The sequence below is a fragment of the Rhizobium sp. Root1220 genome (assembly GCF_001426265.1).
Lineage (GTDB): Bacteria > Pseudomonadota > Alphaproteobacteria > Rhizobiales > Rhizobiaceae > Rhizobium.
Genome location: NZ_LMDG01000035.1, coordinates 296,012 through 313,865, shown reverse-complemented (window position 1 = coordinate 313,865; position 17,854 = coordinate 296,012). Strand labels below are relative to the sequence as shown.

Annotated in this window: 16 protein-coding genes; 10 read left to right on the top strand and 6 right to left on the bottom strand. The window is 60.1% G+C overall.

The features are described from left to right. Positions 1–270 precede the first annotated feature (270 nt). The 3 genes from ASC90_RS24810 to ASC90_RS24800 form a co-directional block, all read right to left on the bottom strand. Positions 271–702, bottom strand: coding sequence for a VOC family protein (locus tag ASC90_RS24810; protein ID WP_162246992.1), 432 nt, complete (start codon positions 700–702; stop codon positions 271–273). A gap of 640 nt (positions 703–1,342) precedes the next feature. After that, entirely contained in the window at positions 1,343–1,798 is a 456-nt protein-coding gene (locus ASC90_RS24805) for a hypothetical protein (protein WP_200950943.1), read from the bottom strand. Positions 1,799–1,978: 180 nt separating this feature from the next. Next, complete coding sequence (locus tag ASC90_RS24800; RefSeq protein ID WP_082520039.1) at positions 1,979–3,010, bottom strand: DUF1254 domain-containing protein; 1,032 nt, start codon at positions 3,008–3,010, stop codon at positions 1,979–1,981. A gap of 420 nt (positions 3,011–3,430) precedes the next feature. Here ASC90_RS24800 and ASC90_RS24795 point away from each other — a divergent pair, with 420 nt between their 5' ends. Further along, on the top strand, positions 3,431–4,132 hold the full coding sequence (locus ASC90_RS24795) for a DUF899 family protein (RefSeq protein ID WP_056546360.1): 702 nt from the start codon (positions 3,431–3,433) through the stop codon (positions 4,130–4,132). 25 nt (positions 4,133–4,157) lie between these two features. On the opposite strand, the gene ASC90_RS24790 is transcribed toward ASC90_RS24795, so the two are convergent. After that, positions 4,158–5,048: an AraC family transcriptional regulator gene (locus ASC90_RS24790; protein WP_056546468.1), complete on the bottom strand. Its 891-nt coding sequence runs from the start codon at positions 5,046–5,048 to the stop codon at positions 4,158–4,160. Positions 5,049–5,250: 202 nt separating this feature from the next. Between ASC90_RS24790 and ASC90_RS24785 the strand changes: the two genes are divergently transcribed. The 6 genes from ASC90_RS24785 (at position 5,251) to ASC90_RS24760 (ending at position 14,253) form a co-directional block, all read left to right on the top strand. Next, on the top strand, positions 5,251–6,717 hold the full coding sequence (locus ASC90_RS24785) for an alpha-glucosidase/alpha-galactosidase (RefSeq protein ID WP_056546464.1): 1,467 nt from the start codon (positions 5,251–5,253) through the stop codon (positions 6,715–6,717). 121 nt (positions 6,718–6,838) lie between these two features. Beyond that, positions 6,839–8,926, top strand: coding sequence for an ABC transporter substrate-binding protein (locus ASC90_RS24780; RefSeq protein ID WP_056546357.1), 2,088 nt, complete (start codon positions 6,839–6,841; stop codon positions 8,924–8,926). A gap of 114 nt (positions 8,927–9,040) precedes the next feature. After that, the gene (locus ASC90_RS24775; RefSeq protein ID WP_056546354.1) at positions 9,041–10,048 is read left to right on the top strand and encodes an ABC transporter permease; all 1,008 of its coding nucleotides are present in this window, start codon (positions 9,041–9,043) and stop codon (positions 10,046–10,048) included. 1 nt (position 10,049) lies between these two features. Next, positions 10,050–11,183: an ABC transporter permease gene (locus ASC90_RS24770; protein ID WP_056546351.1), complete on the top strand. Its 1,134-nt coding sequence runs from the start codon at positions 10,050–10,052 to the stop codon at positions 11,181–11,183. Positions 11,184–11,193: 10 nt separating this feature from the next. Continuing rightward, positions 11,194–12,861 carry an ABC transporter ATP-binding protein gene (locus ASC90_RS24765; protein ID WP_056546461.1) on the top strand — a complete coding sequence of 556 codons (1,668 nt, stop codon included), beginning with the start codon at positions 11,194–11,196 and terminating at the stop codon, positions 12,859–12,861. 21 nt (positions 12,862–12,882) lie between these two features. Continuing rightward, positions 12,883–14,253: an alpha-glucosidase/alpha-galactosidase gene (locus ASC90_RS24760; protein WP_056546348.1), complete on the top strand. Its 1,371-nt coding sequence runs from the start codon at positions 12,883–12,885 to the stop codon at positions 14,251–14,253. 78 nt (positions 14,254–14,331) lie between these two features. Here ASC90_RS24760 and tehA read toward each other — a convergent pair whose 3' ends face one another. Both tehA and ASC90_RS24750 read right to left on the bottom strand, forming a co-directional pair. Then, the gene (gene tehA / locus ASC90_RS24755; protein WP_156393128.1) at positions 14,332–15,345 is read right to left on the bottom strand and encodes a dicarboxylate transporter/tellurite-resistance protein TehA; all 1,014 of its coding nucleotides are present in this window, start codon (positions 15,343–15,345) and stop codon (positions 14,332–14,334) included. A gap of 68 nt (positions 15,346–15,413) precedes the next feature. Further along, positions 15,414–15,752 (bottom strand): carboxymuconolactone decarboxylase family protein, encoded by a 339-nt coding sequence (locus tag ASC90_RS24750; RefSeq protein ID WP_056546342.1) that lies wholly within the window; start codon positions 15,750–15,752, stop codon positions 15,414–15,416. Positions 15,753–15,869: 117 nt separating this feature from the next. Between ASC90_RS24750 and ASC90_RS24745 the strand changes: the two genes are divergently transcribed. The 3 genes from ASC90_RS24745 to csgH all read left to right on the top strand — a co-directional run bounded on the left by ASC90_RS24745 (position 15,870) and on the right by csgH (position 17,825). Then, complete coding sequence (locus tag ASC90_RS24745) at positions 15,870–16,802, top strand: AraC family transcriptional regulator (protein WP_056546340.1); 933 nt, start codon at positions 15,870–15,872, stop codon at positions 16,800–16,802. Positions 16,803–17,103: 301 nt separating this feature from the next. Beyond that, on the top strand, positions 17,104–17,466 hold the full coding sequence (locus tag ASC90_RS24740) for a hypothetical protein (RefSeq protein ID WP_056546337.1): 363 nt from the start codon (positions 17,104–17,106) through the stop codon (positions 17,464–17,466). 62 nt (positions 17,467–17,528) lie between these two features. After that, a complete protein-coding gene (csgH, locus tag ASC90_RS24735; protein ID WP_056546334.1) occupies positions 17,529–17,825 on the top strand; it encodes a curli-like amyloid fiber formation chaperone CsgH in 297 nt (98 codons plus the stop codon). Positions 17,826–17,854: the final 29 nt, after the last annotated feature.

The following is a 17,854-nucleotide window of genomic DNA, read 5'->3' as shown; positions in this document are numbered from 1 at the left end:
CTCCGGAGGGAGACCATTTTCCGCGGACTCCGGGTGAGAGAGCATGCGTCGTTCCCAACCACCCGGCGCCGGTCCCGTCTCGCCGCAACGCCTTGCGGTATCCGATGACGGAACGAGGGGATGATCGCATGGCGGTGATGGGAGGGGAAAATCGAAGGCGAAATTTCGGAATTATTCAGCAAATGCCACCAACTGACAGCGCTGCGGCGCTTGCCATTTGTAAGCATAAAGACCAACTGGCGGCAATCGTCCGCTTTGCGCTAGTTGCGGTCATTGACCGCCAACAGCACCTGCGATCTGAGCGTAATCATAGGACGTAACTTCAAGGCGGTTCTCATCCGGGTCGAGGAAATAGAGTGACCATGAAAGCGCGTGGTCAACGACATCGCCCCTAGAAAGAATCTTTCCAGAGCGATGCAACAATCGGAGGTCGGATAACTCATCCATGAATGCCACGAATTGTTCGCCTGAAACCCGAAAAGCAATCGTTGCGTCGCGTGAAAGGGCGCCGCAATCTCTTCGAAAAAGCGAAAGTGCGGGATTGCCATCCCCAGCACTAAGTATCAGAGGGCCATTTTTATCGTCCGCCCAAGAGGCTAGTTGTTTGTAACGTACGAGGCCCAAAGTGCGCTGATACCAGTCCGCGGCTGCATCCCGATCGCGAACTTCGATGTGAACATGATCAATTTTTAGAGCTCTCACCCCGACTGGCCCCTCTTTACACCGCGTAATGTGTAGCAATCTTAGAGTCTCGCGCAACCCATTGTAGGCGTAGGGCCCGACTGGGGTCATTCCCAATTGACCTTCCTACACCAACTGCAGTCATTGCCCAGTAAGCCGATTTCGCCATTGGCCTCGGCTCACCGTGCCGAAGAGATTTCCACCTTGATTGCGAATTTCCAGATCGCGCGCAACGTCGGAAGTTTTGAGGCGACAATAAGCTGATAATGCAATTGATGTTTGTATGTTGGAAGGAAGCCGCAACCACTGCCTTCCATCGACAGTTAGGATCGCGGGCTCGCGATTGTAGTCGAGCGACAGAATTGTGTTCTGGCTCTGCCATATCAATAGGGTAGTGTCCTCATTGTGACACAGCGTCGAAGGGGCCTGCGGTTGAATATGGGCACCCGCTCCCACCACAGGGGAAGACGTTGAAAGCGCCAAAACAGCGAGAAACGTTGCGGATCGGTCCATGTGTGGAGGCTACCGACAGTGGTGTTGAAGGGCAATATGTTTGTCCACTTTGGGTCCGGACATCGGTGGCATTTGCTACAGAATTCCGGAAATCTTTCGCCTTCGATGGCAAGCGCCTGGCCGGGGAGAGCGGCGCCCGCTGTCGCGACTACCAACCGGAGCCGGGCCCGAAGGGGCCGCTGAAGTCGTTGACCCACGGACCCCATTCGCCCCAGTCCCAATCCGAGTCCGCATAGGGCTGCGCGGCGAGCCGCTGCCGTGTGGCGAGCCTTGCCTGCTGCTGCGAGCGACGGTACTGGGCGTAGGCCTGCTGCGAACCGACATACAGGCACTTGCAATCGACGGGGTCGGCATAGACAAAGGTGACGTTGCTGCCCCGCGCACCCGACAGGAACGTGTTCGGTGGCAGGCGCTTCAGCATGGCTTGACGTTTCGGAGTGTTGGCCGGGCGGGCCACAAAGCCGGCGGCTGCGAGATTACTTTCCTTGGTTGCAACAGCACTCTCGGTGGTCGTGCAGGCCGTGAGGGCCATGGCCGGGGCCATGACCAGCGTGCAGTACAATGCGACTTTTGGACGAAACCTTCCCGTTGATCGGTATGGCATGTTCCCTTTTCCTCCTTAAGGCAAAATCGATTTCCTGCTTCGACGGTCACGCTATTTTTGTTGCCACGGCCGTGAAATCATACGGAGGTCGTGAAAAGCCTATATCTTGGTCTAAGCGCTGCCGGCGCCGCTGTTGTATGGGCGAGATTGCCCTCGCCCACCGGAGGCTATGGACGGTTTTCAGCCCGCCTGGGGCTTTGCCCCAGGAAATTTCCACTTACCGTTCAGGATATCGGCGCTCGGGCGATACAAGCGAACCATGTAGTTCCAGCCTTTCGTTGTCGGCAGACAGTTAACCGTCTTTCCATCGCATCCACCGAACTGGATATGCACCGAACCGTCGTTGCTCTTCTTGGCCGTGACGTTGTTCAGCGTATAGGCGTTGAGCTTGTTTGGCTGATAGTAGCCTTGCTCGTCGTAGACACTGATGGACCAGAAACCCTCAACCGGCACATCGCCTACGTCGAGCTTGTAGATGGTCTTGCCGTCGTTCTTCTCAGGCGTCACATTGAGATAGATCGCCTCCTTCTGCGGATTGCCGCCCCAGGCGGAAGCCGAGCCGATCAGGCGTCGAACGGGATCGACTTCGTCCCGGGTCCCGAACATGCGGTTGGTGTCGGGCAGTGTCGCGGCCAGTTCCAGGAGTGCCGATCTGACCTTGCTCTGGCTTGCCGGATCCCATTTCGGAACGTCGAAGCTTCCCGGTGCCTTCTGCTCGGTCTTGATGGCGTCCTGGAGGGCACGCGCCTGCTTCATGTCTTCGGGGTCCTGCGGGTTTACAAGCATGCGAACGGCGGTCAGCACGTATCGTGTGCCGATCTTTTCCCTGGATAGCGAATAGCTCCCCGGTTTGTAGACGACTTCAGGCGTGTATTGATCCTGGTCTATCACCTGCATGGACATGAAGCGCTTGCCCGCGTCGGGCAGGGTGATCGTCACTGGCCCGGCATCCAGGTCGAAAACGGCACCGGAATAGAGCGTGTCGCGGTTGGTCCGGATGACAAGCTGGTGATCGATAGGGCTCAGTTCGCGGTGGTGCTTGAACTTCGCAAAGCCATCGTCCTTGGCGATATTTCCGAAATAGAGATCGGATTCGGCGCGTGGAAAGTTGTCGGGCGTAACCGGAATGACATCCTTCCCGGTGGCTTGCGCTAAGGCACCCCCGGCAACCAGCATCCAGACCAAGGCCGTCTCGATTGCGATCCGAACCATACTTCCGTTCCTTTCCACCAATTCATCTGGAGAGTGCTCGGGCTTTCCACCTGCTTGCCGCGTCGAATGGAGAGCTCGACATGTCGGCGAACACCTCCACGGCTCCAATCTCTCCGCCGAGAACAAACCAGATCTTGCACTATTGGAAGTACGTTACGGTAAATGACGACGTACAAGCGCGGCGCATCCGACCGCCACGGATCGAAAGCAGCCGTCCGCCTTGCGCCGGAGACGTTCCTTAGGCATGGCGAAATGCCCTCCACGAGAAGGCCCGCGCGGGACGTGACAGTCTTCACCCGTCTTTTTATGCAGAGGGGTGTCGATTTTCTCTCTCCTCGAACGTTCTTGAAGGACACGCCGTGTCGCCTACGTGCCTGGCGGCAGGTTGTCTGATGTGAACGAGAGAAGGAGGACCGTTCGATGGATGCCCAAAGTCTTGTTTCGGCAGTGGAGTTGGCAAGAAGGAATACTGTGCGCATTCCGAATGAAAGTGCGGACTACCGCAGGGCGCGCGAGGTGCTGCTCGCCGAGGAGATCGAATTGCGTCGGCACATCGAGCGCGTCGCCGAGATGCGCCGCGCCTTGCCACCGGGCGGAGAAGTGACCAAGGACTACCGTTTCCAGGGACCTGACGGGCCGGTCGGCCTTGGTGATCTCTTCGGCGACAAGCAGACTCTGGTGGTCTACAGCTACATGTACGGACCGGAGCGGGAACGCCCATGCCCAATGTGCACCTCGATGCTTTCGGCGCTCGACGGCGAAGTTCCCGATATCATGCAACAGGCGGCCTTCGCAGTTGTCGGTCGCTCTCCAATCGAACGGCTACTTGCCTTCAAGAGGGAGCGTGGCTGGCATCATCTTCCCCTCTATTCCGACATCGACGACGAGTACAGCCGCGACTATCGCGCCGTCGGCCGGGAGGGCAGCGACGATGCGGCCTACAACGTCTTCACGCGCAGGGATGGCCGGATCCGCCATTTCTGGAGCGAGGAGATGGGGCCGGTGACCGCCGATCCCGGACAGGATCCGCGCGGTGCGCCGGATTTCATGCCGCTCTGGACCGTGCTCGACACAACCCCGGAAGGACGGCCGCCGACCTGGTATCCAAAGCTATCCTACTAGGGCCGAGGCCAAGCGGTCGCGGGCGTCAGCCCTGCCTGCCGACACTGGCATACATGCCAGTCGTGCGGAATTCCGTCGGGTTGGTGCCATAGACGCGCCGGAAGACCTTGGAGAAATAGTTCGCGTCTTCGAAGCCGGAGCGGATCGCGACCTCCTTGACGGGCATGTTGGCGGTCTTCGTCAGCAGCTTGACCGCCCGCTTCAATCGCTTCTGCAACACGAACTCGGCGGGCGGCAGACCTTCGTTCGCCGCAAACATGCGTGAGAAATGCGCCCGGCTGAGGCCGGCTACCCTGGCAAGGTCCTCGACCGGCAAGGGGCGCTCCAGATTGCTCATGATGTAGTCGATGACGTGCTGCATCGTCCGGTATTCTTCGCTGAAGACCGGATGTGAGCCGAATACGTCGTCGTACAGCGCCATCGCCGCCTCGTAGGCGATCGCCGAGGCGAGCCCCGGTGTTTCGGCGCCGGTGATCAGCCGCAGGCTGCAATCGGCGAGATGCTCGATCGTATGAGGCTGCAGCCGGAGGATCGGGCCGGTCACCGCAAGGATCGAGCGATGGATTCGCAAGGCCTCCTCGCCGTTCATCGAGATCCAGAAAAACTCCCAACGATCGCCGTCCTCCAGCCAGTAGCGATGATTGTGCGGCACCAGGACAAGCAGCGTCTCGCCTTCCTTCACGCGCAGTTCGCGATTCTCGTATCGGAGGTTTCCGGAGCCGCGAATCGTATGCTGCAAGACGGTGAACGGCGTCTGGCCGCGCTTGCGGCCATCCCAGTCATAGGTAGCATTCTCGCGGATCTCATAGCCGGTGCTGGTCGGCATGGTGTGCAGGCTCTGTCGACCGCGTGGCAGTGACACGGTCCGCATGACCGGTCCATTCTCAATCAGTTTTTGCAGCACAAAATTACCCATGAAAGCATAATCCTTCTCTGGCGGCATCGCCGAATTTGCGCATAATCCGCCCTCAAGAGAGAGCACACCGCCAGCATCGAGAAGTGGCGGGGAGGAGAATGAGCCTGATTTCTGGCCCTTTTTGGCGCAGTGCGCAAGCCTGCGTGCAAATCTTCTTCTCGTCGTCCATTGCCGGCATTTTGATCGCATCGAGGTTAGGATCATGAGTTTCAAAATCGCTATCATCGGCGCCGGCAGCGTCGGCTTCACGAAAAAGCTGTTCACCGACATCCTGTGCGTTCCGGAATTCCGGGACATCGAGTTCGCGCTCACCGATATGAGCGAGCACAATCTGCAGATGATCAAGCAGATCCTCGATACGATCGTCTCGTCCAACAAATTGCCGACCAAGGTGACCGCCACCACCAACCGCCGCGAAGCGCTGACGGGCGCGCGCTACATCATCAGCTGCGTGCGCGTCGGCGGTCTTGAAGCCTATGCCGACGATATCCGCATCCCGCTGAAATACGGCATCGACCAGTGCGTCGGTGACACGATCTGCGCCGGCGGCATTCTCTACGGCCAGCGCAACATTCCGGTCATCCTCGACTTCTGCAAGGACATCCGCGAGGTTGCCGAGCCAGGCGCCAAATTCCTGAACTACGCAAACCCGATGGCGATGAACACCTGGGCTGCGATCGAATACGGCAAGGTCGACACGGTCGGCCTCTGCCATGGCGTCCAGCATGGCGCCGAACAGATCGCCGAAGTGCTCGGTGCAAAGTCTCCCGCCGAACTCGACTACATCTGCTCGGGCATCAACCACCAGACCTGGTTCGTCGATCTCAAGCTCAACGGTCGCAAGATCGGCAAGGACGAGCTGGTTGCCGCCTTCGAGGCGCATCCGGTGTTCTCGCAGCAGGAAAAGCTGCGCATCGACGTGCTGAAACGCTTCGGCGTCTACTCGACGGAAAGCAACGGCCATCTCTCGGAATACCTGCCATGGTATCGCAAGCGGCCGGAAGAGATCACCAAGTGGATCGACATGTCCGACTGGATCCACGGCGAGACCGGCGGCTACCTGCGCCACTCCACCGAGACCCGTAACTGGTTCGAGACGGAGTTTCCGCAGTTCCTGACGTCGGCCGAAAAGCCGATCGATCCGTCCAAGCGTTCGAACGAGCATGCGAGCCATATTCTCGAGGCGCTGGAAACAGGGCGCGTCTATCGCGGCCACTTCAACGTCAAGAACAATGGCGTCATCACCAACCTGCCGGCTGACGCGATCATCGAATCGCCCGGCTTCGTCGACCGCTTCGGCATCAACATGGTCTCCGGCATCACCATTCCGGAAGCCTGCGCCGCCACCTGCATGGCGTCGATCAATGTCCAGCGCATGTCGGTGCATGCGGCGGTCAGCGGGGACATCGACCTTCTGAAGCTTGCCGTGCTGCACGATCCGCTGGTCGGTGCCGTCTCGACGCCGGAAGAGGTGTGGCAGATGGTCGACGAAATGGTCGTCGCCCAGGCACGCTGGCTGCCGCAATATGCGGATGCCGTTCCTGCCGCCAAGGAGCGTCTGGCGAAATCGACGGTGAAGACCCGCGAATGGGCCGGTGCGGCGCGGCGTAAAGTCCGCTCGATCGACGAACTTCGCGCCGAGAAAGCGGCGCTCAAGCAGGCCGTCTGAGTTTCCCGGAGGACGGGTGGCAATGAGGCTCCGGGAGGGACCTCATTGCCGCAAGCCCGTTTCCGGATCGTTGAGGAGAACCGGGGTCGCCGCAAGCACCTCGAAACAAGAGGGAGAGACGATGAGAAATTTCCGTAACATTGGCGTTCTTGCCGGACTGGCGCTGAGCGTCTCGGTCTCGGCTTTAAGCGCCTACGCCTCCGAGCCGACGGCACCGCCCGCTCCGCCGCAATTCCCGGCGGAAGGCAAGATCAAATACGTATCGCGAGATTCGATCGAAGAGTTCAAGGCGCTCCCTTCGTATAACGAACCGGACTGGGTGAAGAAGAACTTCGTCGACACCGGCAAGCTGCCGCCGGTCAAGGATCGTCTTCCCAAGGAGCCGTTGGTCTTCAAGACCGACAACATGGTGGATGGCATCGGCGTCTATGGCGACACGCTTCGCCATGTCATCGGCGGCCGGCCGGAAGGCTGGAACTACGGCGCCGGCCAGACACAGGGCTGGGGCGGTATCGATATCGGCCTGTCCGAATGCCTGACGCGTACCGCACCGCTGTTCCAGGTTGAGGCCAAGGATACCGAGCCGTTGCCGAACCTCGCCAAGGGCTGGGATTGGTCCGAAGACGGGCACAAGCTGACCATGCATCTGGTCGAAGGCGCCAAGTGGTCCGATGGAGCGCCGTTCGGTGCTGACGACATCATGTTCTACTGGGAAGACGAGGTCATCGATCCGAACGTTTCGCCGCTCGGCGGCGGTGCGTCCCCCGAGGCCTTCGGCGCCGGAACGACGCTGAAGAAGATCGACGACCACACCGTCGAATGGACCTTCAAGGAAGCCTTCCCGAAACAGTATCTCTACGCGATGGCGTACCCGAACTTCTGCCCGGGTCCGTCGCATATCCTGAAGCCGCAGCATCCGAAATACTCCAAGAACACCTACGACCAGTTCAAGAACGCGTTCCCGCCAGAGTTCATGAACATGCCTGTGATGGGTGGCTGGGTGCCGGTCGAATATCGTGCGGACGATATCATCGTGATGCGCCGCAACCCTTACTACTGGAAGGTCGACGAGAAGGGCAACCAGTTGCCTTACCTCAACGAGCTGCACTACAAGCTCTCCACGTGGGCTGACCGTGACGTGCAGGCCGTGGCCGGCTCCGGCGACATTTCCAACCTCGAACAGCCCGAAAACTTCGTGGCATCGCTGAAGCGTGCGGCCGAAAAGACCGCACCCGCACGCCTTGCCTTCGGTCCGCGCCTGATCGGCTACAACATGCGCATGAACTTCTCGGCCAATGGCTGGGGCGAACCCGATGCACGCAGCCAGGCGATCCGCGAGCTGAACCGCAACGAGGAATTCCGCAAGGCCATCACCATGGCGCTCGACCGCAAGGCAATCGGCGACTCGCTGGTCAAGGGTCCGTTCACGGCGATCTATCCGGGTGGCCTGTCCTCAGGCACCAGCTTCTACGATCGCAACTCGGTGGTCTACTATCCGTTCGACCTCAAGGGCGCCAAGGCGCTGCTCGAAAAGGTGGGGCTGAAGGATACGGACGGCGACGGCTTCGTGAATTTCCCAGCGGCCACCGAAGGCGGCAAGAACCTCGAGGTCGTGCTTCTCGTCAATAACACCTACACCACCGACAAGAGCCTTGCAGAAGGCGTCGTCGGGCAGATGGAGAAGCTCGGGATCAAGGTCATCATCAATGCGCTCGATGGCCCGAAGCGTGACGATGCTCATTACAGCGGCCGCTTCGACTGGGTGATCCAGCGCAATACGACGGAACTTGCATCCGTGGTGCAGAACACAGAGCAGCTTGCTCCGGTGGGACCGCGCACCAGCTGGCAGCACCGTGCCGGCAAGGACGACAAGGTCGATCTGATGCCCTACGAGCAGCAGTTGGTCGATATCGTCAACAAGTTCCGCACCAGCCAGGATAATGACGAGCGCGTCGCCTTGATGAAGCAGTACCAGAAGATCGCGACCGAGAATGTCGATACGGTCGGTCTCACGGAGTACCCGGGTGCGCTGATCATCAACAAGCGCTTCTCGAACGTGCCGGAGGGTACGCCGATCTTCATGTTCAACTGGGCCGAAGACTCGGTCATCCGTGAACGTCTTTGGGTGGCCGCCGACAAGCAGGGCAAGTACGAGCTGTTCCCGCAACAGCTGCCTGGCAAGCCCGGCGAAAAAGGCCCGATCAACTAAGCTTCCTCCTCCCAGCAAACGGACCGGCCGCGAGTGATGCGCGGCCGACAAGACCCCAACAAGCCGGCCGCACCGACATGGCGCGACAGGCCGCAAGGAGAGGCGAACCCTCCAATGTTACGATTTCTGCTCGTGCGCATAGCCTCCGCGATTCCGGTGCTGATCATCCTCAGCATCGTGACCTTCGCGATCATCCAGGCCCCGCCTGGTGACTATGCCGATTATATCCGTTCCCAGCTGATCAACCAGAGTGGCGCGTCCTTCGCTCAGGCGGAAGAACAGGCCCAGGCCTACCGCATCGCTCATGGTCTCGATCAGCCGATGGTCATCCAATATTTTGCCTGGATGAAGGGCATCATTACCCAAGGTGATTTCGGCTACAGCATGTATTACAACAAGCCGGTCGCCGACGTGGTCGGCGAGCGCCTGCCGCGCACGCTGCTGCTGGCGCTGGTCTGCCACATCTTCGCATCGGTGCTCGGCATCGGTTTCGGCATCTGGGCGGCCACCCGCCAGTATTCCTGGATCGACAGCCTGCTCTCAGGCATCTCATTCCTCGGCATGACGGTGCCGCGCTTCCTGATGGCGCTGATCATCGTCTACCTGATGGTCTTCCATTTCAACGTCTCGGAGATCGGCAGCTTCTTCTCGCCGCAATATGGCGGAGCGCCGTGGTCCTGGGGCAAGTTCGTCGATCTCGTCCACCATGTCTGGCCGGTCGTCGCCATCGCCACTTTCGGCGGCCTCGCCTACAACATGCGCGTCATGCGCGGCAATCTGCTCGATACGCTGAATGCGCAGTATGTCGAGACAGCGAAGGCAAAAGGTCTGTCGGGCAGTGCTGTTGTCATGCGCCATGCGGTGCCGAATGCGCTGCATCCGCTCGTCATGTACCAGGGCGTCGTGCTTCCCTACATGCTCACAGGTGAAATCGAGACGGCCATCATTTTCTCGCTGCCCACAGTCGGGCCGGCCATCGTCGGTTCCATGGCGGTCGGTGACGTCTATGTCACCGCGACCTTCATGATGGTGCTCTCGGCCACGCTGATTGTCGGCAACATCATCGCCGACATGCTGCTTGCCATGCTGGACCCGCGTGTCCGCCAGTACGGAGGAGCCTGATATGCTCGCTTTCGACTCTTCCCCTCCGCCACCGCACGAAGAAACCGTCAAGAACGCGCCGCACGGCAATGAGAGCTACCTGTCGCTCGTCTGGCGACGGTTGAGACGGTCCTGGACCGGCATGATCGGCCTCATCCTGGTTGGCCTGCTGCTGCTGATGGCGATCTTCGCGGATTTCTTTGCGCCGATGGACCCGAAGGCGACCGATGTCGGCTTCGCCCCGCCGCAAATGATCAGCTTCCACGACAAGGACGGCAACCTCACCTTTCCGCCGCGCGTCTATGCGCTCGGCGAATCCGAGGAGCTCGACCCTGTGACCTTCCAGCCGATCGTCGGTCCCGACTACGACAATCCGCGAAACCTCGGATTCCTCGTCAAAGGCGCTGAATACAAGCTGTTCGGGCTGATCCCTGCCGACCGCCACTTCTTCGGTTCGGTCGACGGTCAGCCGGTACATTTCCTCGGTACCGACAAGTTCGGCCGCGACGTACTGTCTCGCGCCATCATCGGCTCGCGGATTTCGCTGACCATTGCGCTCACCGTTGTCTTCATCGTCACCGTCATCGGTACCACGGTCGGCATGGTTTCCGGCTATTTCGGCGGCTCGTTCGACACCTGGGTGCAGCGCTTCGTCGAAGTGGTGTTGGCCTTCCCGCAGTTGCCGCTCTATCTGGCGCTGACCTCGCTGATCCCGGTGACGGCGCCGACCAATGTCTTCCTCGGCTTCGTCATCATCGTCATGTCGGCGCTCGGCTGGGCGCAGATGTCCCGCGAAGTTCGCGGCAAGACGCTGGCGCTCGCCCGCATCGATTATGTCCGGGCTGCAATGGCTGTCGGCGCCACCGACCGGCGCATCATCTTTCAGCACATCTTTCCGAACGTGATGAGCCACGTCATCGTTGCCGTTACGCTGCACATCCCGAGCGTCGTGCTGCTGGAATCCTTCCTCGGCTTCCTCGGTTTTGCCGTGAAGCCGCCGCTGATCTCATGGGGTTTGATGCTGCAGGATACGGCCAACTATTCCGTCATCGGCACTTACCCATGGATCCTCGCGCCCGTCGGCTTCGTCCTGATCACCGTCTTTGCGTTCAATGCGCTGGGCGACGGTCTGCGTGATGCAGTCGATCCTTATTGAGGTGAAGAACATGGCTCTTGCACTCGTCAATTCCTTCGCCCCGCCTGTTCGCCTCGATCACGACGGACGCACGGAAAGCCCCGTCATCGACGCCCGCAACATCGGCGTGAACTTCAAGGTCGAGCATGGCACCGTGGAGGCCGTGAAGGACATCTCCTTCCAGCTCTATCGCGGTGAAACCATCGCCATCGTCGGCGAGTCCGGTTCCGGCAAATCGGTGACGGCACGCACTGTCATGGGGCTGCTTTCGAAGCGCGCCGTGATCGCGCCGAAATCCACCGTCGAATATGACGGTGCCAACATCCTGAAATACTCCGAGCGCGATCGCCGCAAGCTGCGCGGCGACCGGATCTCGATGATCTTCCAGGAGCCGATGAGCTCGCTGAACCCGATCTACACGATCGGCAGCCAGATCGTCGAAGCGATCCGCGTGCATCAGAAGATGAGCAAGAAGCAGGCGATGGCGCGCGCGCTGGAACTGCTGAAGCACGTGCAGATCCCAGATCCCGAAGCGCGGCTGCGGCAATACCCGCACCAGCTCTCCGGCGGCCAGCGCCAGCGCGTCATGATCGCCATGGCGCTCTCCAACGAGCCCGACGTGCTGATTGCAGACGAGCCGACGACAGCGCTCGACGTCACGGTGCAGGCGCAGATCCTCAACCTGATCCGCAACCTGCAGAAGGAAATGCGGATGGCGGTGATCCTGATCACCCATGACCTGACGGTCGTGCGACAGTTCTCCGACTACGTCTACGTGATGCAGCACGGCGAGATGCGTGAGCACAACACCACGGAAAAGCTTTTCGCCAATCCGCAGCACGCCTATACCAAGCATCTGTTGAGCTCCGAGCCACGCGGCCAGGCCAATCCACTGCCCGAGGGCTCAGAGGTCATTCTCGATGCCAAGAATGTCCGCGTCTCGTTCATGATGCGGCACGGCACCTTCTTCAAGCCGGAGCTCAAGGAACTCGTTGCCGTCGACAGCCTCGGCCTGACGCTGTGCAAGCATGAGACGCTCGGTATCGTCGGCGAATCCGGCTCCGGCAAGACAACGTTCGGCCAGGCGTTGCTGAGGCTGAACGATGCCGACAATGGCGAGATCTATTTCGATCGCCAGCCGATCCACGGCAAGTCGCGTGCCGAGATGCGGCCGTTGCGCTCGCGCATGCAGATCGTCTTCCAGGACCCCTTTTCCTCGCTCAACCCGCGCATGACGATCGGCCAGATCATCGAGGAAGGGCTGGTGGTCAACAAGCTGGGTTCCACCAGGGCCGAGCGGCTGGACCGTGTTCGCGAGGCGCTGATTGCGGCCGGCATGCCCGGCAACATCCTGTCGCGCTTTCCTCATGAATTTTCCGGCGGTCAGCGCCAGCGCATCGCCATTGCCCGCGCCATCGCGCTCGAACCGGAATTCATCCTGCTCGACGAACCGACTTCAGCGCTCGACCTTTCGGTTCAGGCGCAGATCATCGAACTGTTGCGCAAGCTGCAGGACGAGCGGGGTCTCAGCTATCTCTTCATTTCGCACGATCTCAAGGTCGTGCGTGCTCTCTGCCACCGGGTGATTGTCATGCAGCATGGCAAGATCATGGAAGAGGGACCCGTCGACGAAGTTCTCACCAATCCCAAGACCGCCTACACCGAACGGCTCGTGAAAGCCGCTTTCGAAGTAGCCTGATTGCACATGCCGGAGGTTATAATGGCAAGAAATCCCAAGATCACATTTATCGGAGCGGGCTCCACCGTCTTCATGAAGAACATCATCGGCGACGTGCTGCAGCGTCCCGCGCTGTCCGGGGCGACCATCGCCCTGATGGACATCAACCCGCAGCGGCTTGAAGAAAGCGCCATCGTCGTCAACAAGCTGATCTCGACGCTTGGCGTCAAGGCCAAGGCCGAGACCTATTCGGACCAGCGCAAAGCGCTGACCGGCGCTGACTTCGTCGTCGTCGCCTTCCAGATCGGCGGCTATGAGCCCTGCACCGTGACCGACTTCGAAATCCCGAAGAAATTCGGCCTGCGCCAGACGATTGCCGATACGCTCGGCGTCGGCGGCATCATGCGCGGGCTGCGCACCGTGCCGCATCTGTGGAAGATCTGCGAGGACATGCTCGCCGTCTGCCCGGAGGCGATCATGCTGCAATACGTCAACCCGATGGCGATCAACACCTGGGCAATCGCCGAGAAGTATCCAACGATCAAGCAGGTCGGCCTCTGCCACTCGGTGCAGGGCACGGCAATGGAGCTGGCGCACGACCTCGACATTCCCTACGAGGAGATCCGCTACCGCTCGGCCGGCATCAACCACATGGCTTTCTATCTGAAGTTCGAGCATCGCCAGGCCGACGGTTCCTACAAGAACCTCTATCCCGATCTGGTACGCGCCTATCGCGAAGGCCGTGCGCCGAAGCCCGGCTGGAACCCGCGTTGCCCGAACAAGGTGCGCTACGAAATGCTGACCCGCCTCGGCTATTTCGTCACCGAAAGCTCGGAACACTTCGCCGAATACACGCCCTACTTCATCAAGGAAGGTCGCGAAGACCTGATCGAAAAGTTCGGCATTCCGCTCGATGAGTATCCGAAGCGCTGCATCGAGCAGATCGCACGCTGGAAAGGGCAGGCGGAAGCCTATCGATCCGCCGACAAGATCGAGGTCGCGCAGTCGAAGGAGTACGCCTCCTCGATCATCAACTCGGTATGGACGGGCGAGCCCTCCGTCATCTACGGCAACGTCCGCAATAACGGCTGCATCACTTCGCTGCCTGATAATTGCGCCGCGGAGGTTCCCTGCCTGGTTGACGCGTCGGGTATCCAGCCGACCTATATCGGCGATCTGCCACCGCAGCTGACGGCGCTGATCCGCACCAACATCAACGTGCAGGAGCTGACAGTTCAGGCGCTGATGACGGAAAATCGCGAACACATCTACCACGCCGCGATGATGGACCCGCATACGGCCGCCGAGCTCGATCTCGACCAGATCTGGGCGATGACGGACGAACTGCTTGCCGCCCATGGCGACTGGCTGCCGGAATGGGCGCGCACCGCCCGCAAGGTTCAGGCCGCCTGACCATCTCTCTCCCGGTCGGTGGTCTCAAGAGGTCCCGTGGCAATGTATTGCCGCGGGACTTTTTCTATTGGCCCCGGCTCATTTAGGGGGAGCGACCGCCGGCAGGAGTTTGCCGCGAACCAGCAGCAGAACCGTCCAGAAGGCAATCGTGAAAACGACGACATTGGCGACCACGAAGAGGGCAGGCGCCAGCTGGTGCACCGGGCCCGGATCGCCGCGGGCCACCATCCTGAGGGCCGCCGTTGAAAGCGCGGTGATGCCGAAAGTGAAGGCCCAGTAGGATGCGGCGAAAGGCTGCTTGCCGATCCACGGGAGCATCCGGAACAACAGCAGCGCCTGGAGGATGGCGTAACCGAGCATGGCATGCGCAAGCATGTCAGGCACACCCTCGGTGACACTGAGATAGGCCAGACTTCCCACGGCCGGTGGCGCGAGCTGGATGCCCAGCGCCGGGCGCAACGGCTCGGCAAGGGCCGGCGCCGTCAACAGGCGATTGAGCAAAACGGATTCGATCGACAACCATGAGAAGAAGCCAGCACCAAACGCCAGTTGACCCCAATCTGCATAGCCGAGCGCGCCAGCAACGATAGCTGTGACGAAGGAACCCGCGACGGTCGGCAGGTAAAGAACGGCGGTGGTCGTTGTCGGGTCGCGACCGCCGCGCCACAGGACACCGGTGCGCCACAATGCGAAGAACAGTGTAAAGAGCGCGCCCAGCCCGAAGAGCAGCGTGGCGGCGAGCCGCGAATAAGGCAACAGCGCAAGCGCAACCAGCATCGTCGCCACCCCGGCGAGGCCAATGAAGCAACATTGAATGGCGTTTTCCGCCTCGGCAAGCGCGGCTTTCGGATCGACGATCCATTTCACGGCGTACAGCACCACCAGCACCAGCCAGATGGCGACGGCAGCAAGGTTCAGGATCTCGCCGATATTGACGGGTAGCGACCAGATCGAGGCAGCGGTCCGCCAGCTGCTCCCAAGCCCGACCGTGCCGAGGACAATTCCGAAGAAGGAAGCAGGGACGCGCGGCAATATGGTGCGCGGGACCGGCCGTGAACCGAGCTCGATCGGCGGCTTCAGCGAGGAATCCATGGTCATCTCAAGGCCTCCGGTTTGGTGAGCGCGGCCGGCCGGGATGAAGCCCGCCGGCCGCCTTGCTCCTATGCGGCAACAGCCTCCGCAGCATCCATGACGCGTGCCGAATAGACAAGGGCGGCGCCCGCGTTGACGGCGATGGCAACGCCCAGCGCCTCGGCGATCTCTTCGTTGGTCGCACCGAGCTTCTTGGCCTCGGTCGTGTGGACGACAATACAGCCATCACAACGCAGCGAAACGGCAACGGCAAGCGCAATCAGCTCGCGCTGCTTGGGGTCGAGATGGTTGGTCTTCTGGCCGGCAGACGACAGGGTCTGGTAGCCCCTTATGGTGTCCGGAGCGACTTTGGCGATCTCGCCGATGCGGCCGAGAAGTTGGGTGCGATACTCTTTCCAGTTCAACATAAAACTCTCCTTTGCCATTAGCGTGGGCGTCATTGCCTGTGCTGTTGAAAGAGAATATGAACCTGCCGCGTGCTTCTTTAAATGCGTCAGACTCTCATTTTATGGTGCGATCGTCTCATGGATGTCCTCAGCCGCCTCATTGATCTCTCGCGCCTGCAGCCATCGCTGGACATACGCTGCAAGCTGAGGGGAACGTTCCAGATCGAACACGATATCGTCGAGGGCGGGACAATTCCCTTTCACCTCGTCCTCGGAGGTCAATGCATCATCCGCACGGGCGCAGGCCGGCAGGTGACAATGAAGTCCGGCGATTTCCTGATGTTCCCGAGAGGCGAGGCGCACGCCATCGTCGGCGCACATCCGCATGGGCGCGCGGCACCTCTGGAGGTAACGGTGGACGGCATGTTGCCGCTGCGCAGAAATGGCGATGGCGACCCGGACGTCGATCTGCTTTGTGGTCATTTCACCTCGGCCTCCGCCACCTCGACGCTGCTGCTTGACACCTTGCCCGATGTTTTTCACGCGTCCCTGTCGAATGCACAGTCGGAGCAAACGCTGAGGACGATGGTTTCGCTGTTGCGTCAGGAGACTGCGCTCGAGCTGCCCGGCGCGCTGACCGTTGTGACCGCCATGTGTCTTGCCCTCTTCGTCATGGCAGTCAGAACCACCGGCAATTCGCCGCTTGAGGTGCCGGGACTGCTGCCGCTGCTCACGGATCCCAGGCTTGGCAAATCGGTCAGGTCGATCGTGGCTGCACCGTCGCATCCCTGGACGATCGACGATCTGGCGCGGCTTTCCGCAATGTCCCGCGCGACTTACGCGCGGCGCTTCAGGGACCGGTCGGGGTTCACCGTCGGCGCCTTTCTGACTGATTTTCGGATGAGCATGGCAAGCGACCTGCTGCTGCAGACGCACCGCAGCGTCGCGGACATCGCCGTCGCTGTCGGCTACGAATCCGAAGCGGCCTTTGCCAAGGCCTTCAAGACGAAGAGAGAACTGACGCCTTCCCGTTTCCGGCGGGCACAATCCGATATGGGCAGCGACGTGTAGATTGTTGCGCGACAATCAAGGCGAGGTGTTTCCGGCGGCCGCGCCCGAATTCTTCAACTTGAAATATTCGTTGGCCCTTCGATTGATCGGTGAAAGCGACCAGCCACATAGTATGTTTCGCTATTGCGACGAGGCAAACGGCAATGGCGTTCCATCAATTACATCACGGCGATCATGCTTTCGTTGGTCCTCGTTGTGAACTTCAACTCTCGGGTAGGTAAGCTTTGACGGTCGTGTCTTGAACACTCTGCGGTAGTGTTTCTCAACCGTCAATTCCGACGGGGAGGATAGGAGAAAGACAATGGGAATCAAGGTCGTAGTATTTTCCGCACTTATCGCAATTGCATCGGTTACTGCAGCTTATGCGGCAGACAACACCGCCGTTACCAGCCAGAATGGCTGGGGCAACATGGCTGGCACAGGTCAATCCGGCAAACGTAATTTCAGCGGAACCTTGCAGGTTGGTGGCTGGAACGACTCGACGACAGTCCAGAGCGGCCGCCGCAATGTGTCCGGCACTGCCCAATTCGGTTTCGGTAACACCTCGTATACCGATCAGAACGGCAGAGGCAACGTCTCCGGAACGCTGCAATTCGGCCATGGCAACAACTCTTCAACCTATCAGAACGGCAAGGGCAACAGCTCTGTCACGGTTCAGTACTAGTTCGTACACAACTAACGGCCAGCGCTGACACCGCTGGCCTTCTTCCTTCCAGGAGGCAAACAATGATGGCTGCCCTTCCTCCCATGCATTGCACTATCGAGCATCAGGACAAAGGCGGGATGACGACCGTCGTTCCTACGATTGTGGGTGGCGGTCGCACCCAGGGGACCTTTCAATTCGAGATCATTTCCAGCTCCGGAGGCAATAGATCCAGCAACTCGCAAGGCGGCGACTTCGAGAAAACGGATTCGGGGCGCCTCGCACTATCCCGCTCGACAATATCGAAAGGCGGCTGGACCGCCCGTCTGACGGTCTATGGCCCGGATGGAGAGAAACTCTGCACCGTCTCGGTCCCGTGACATTTCTGCACCGCTTGTCATCGCTTGAT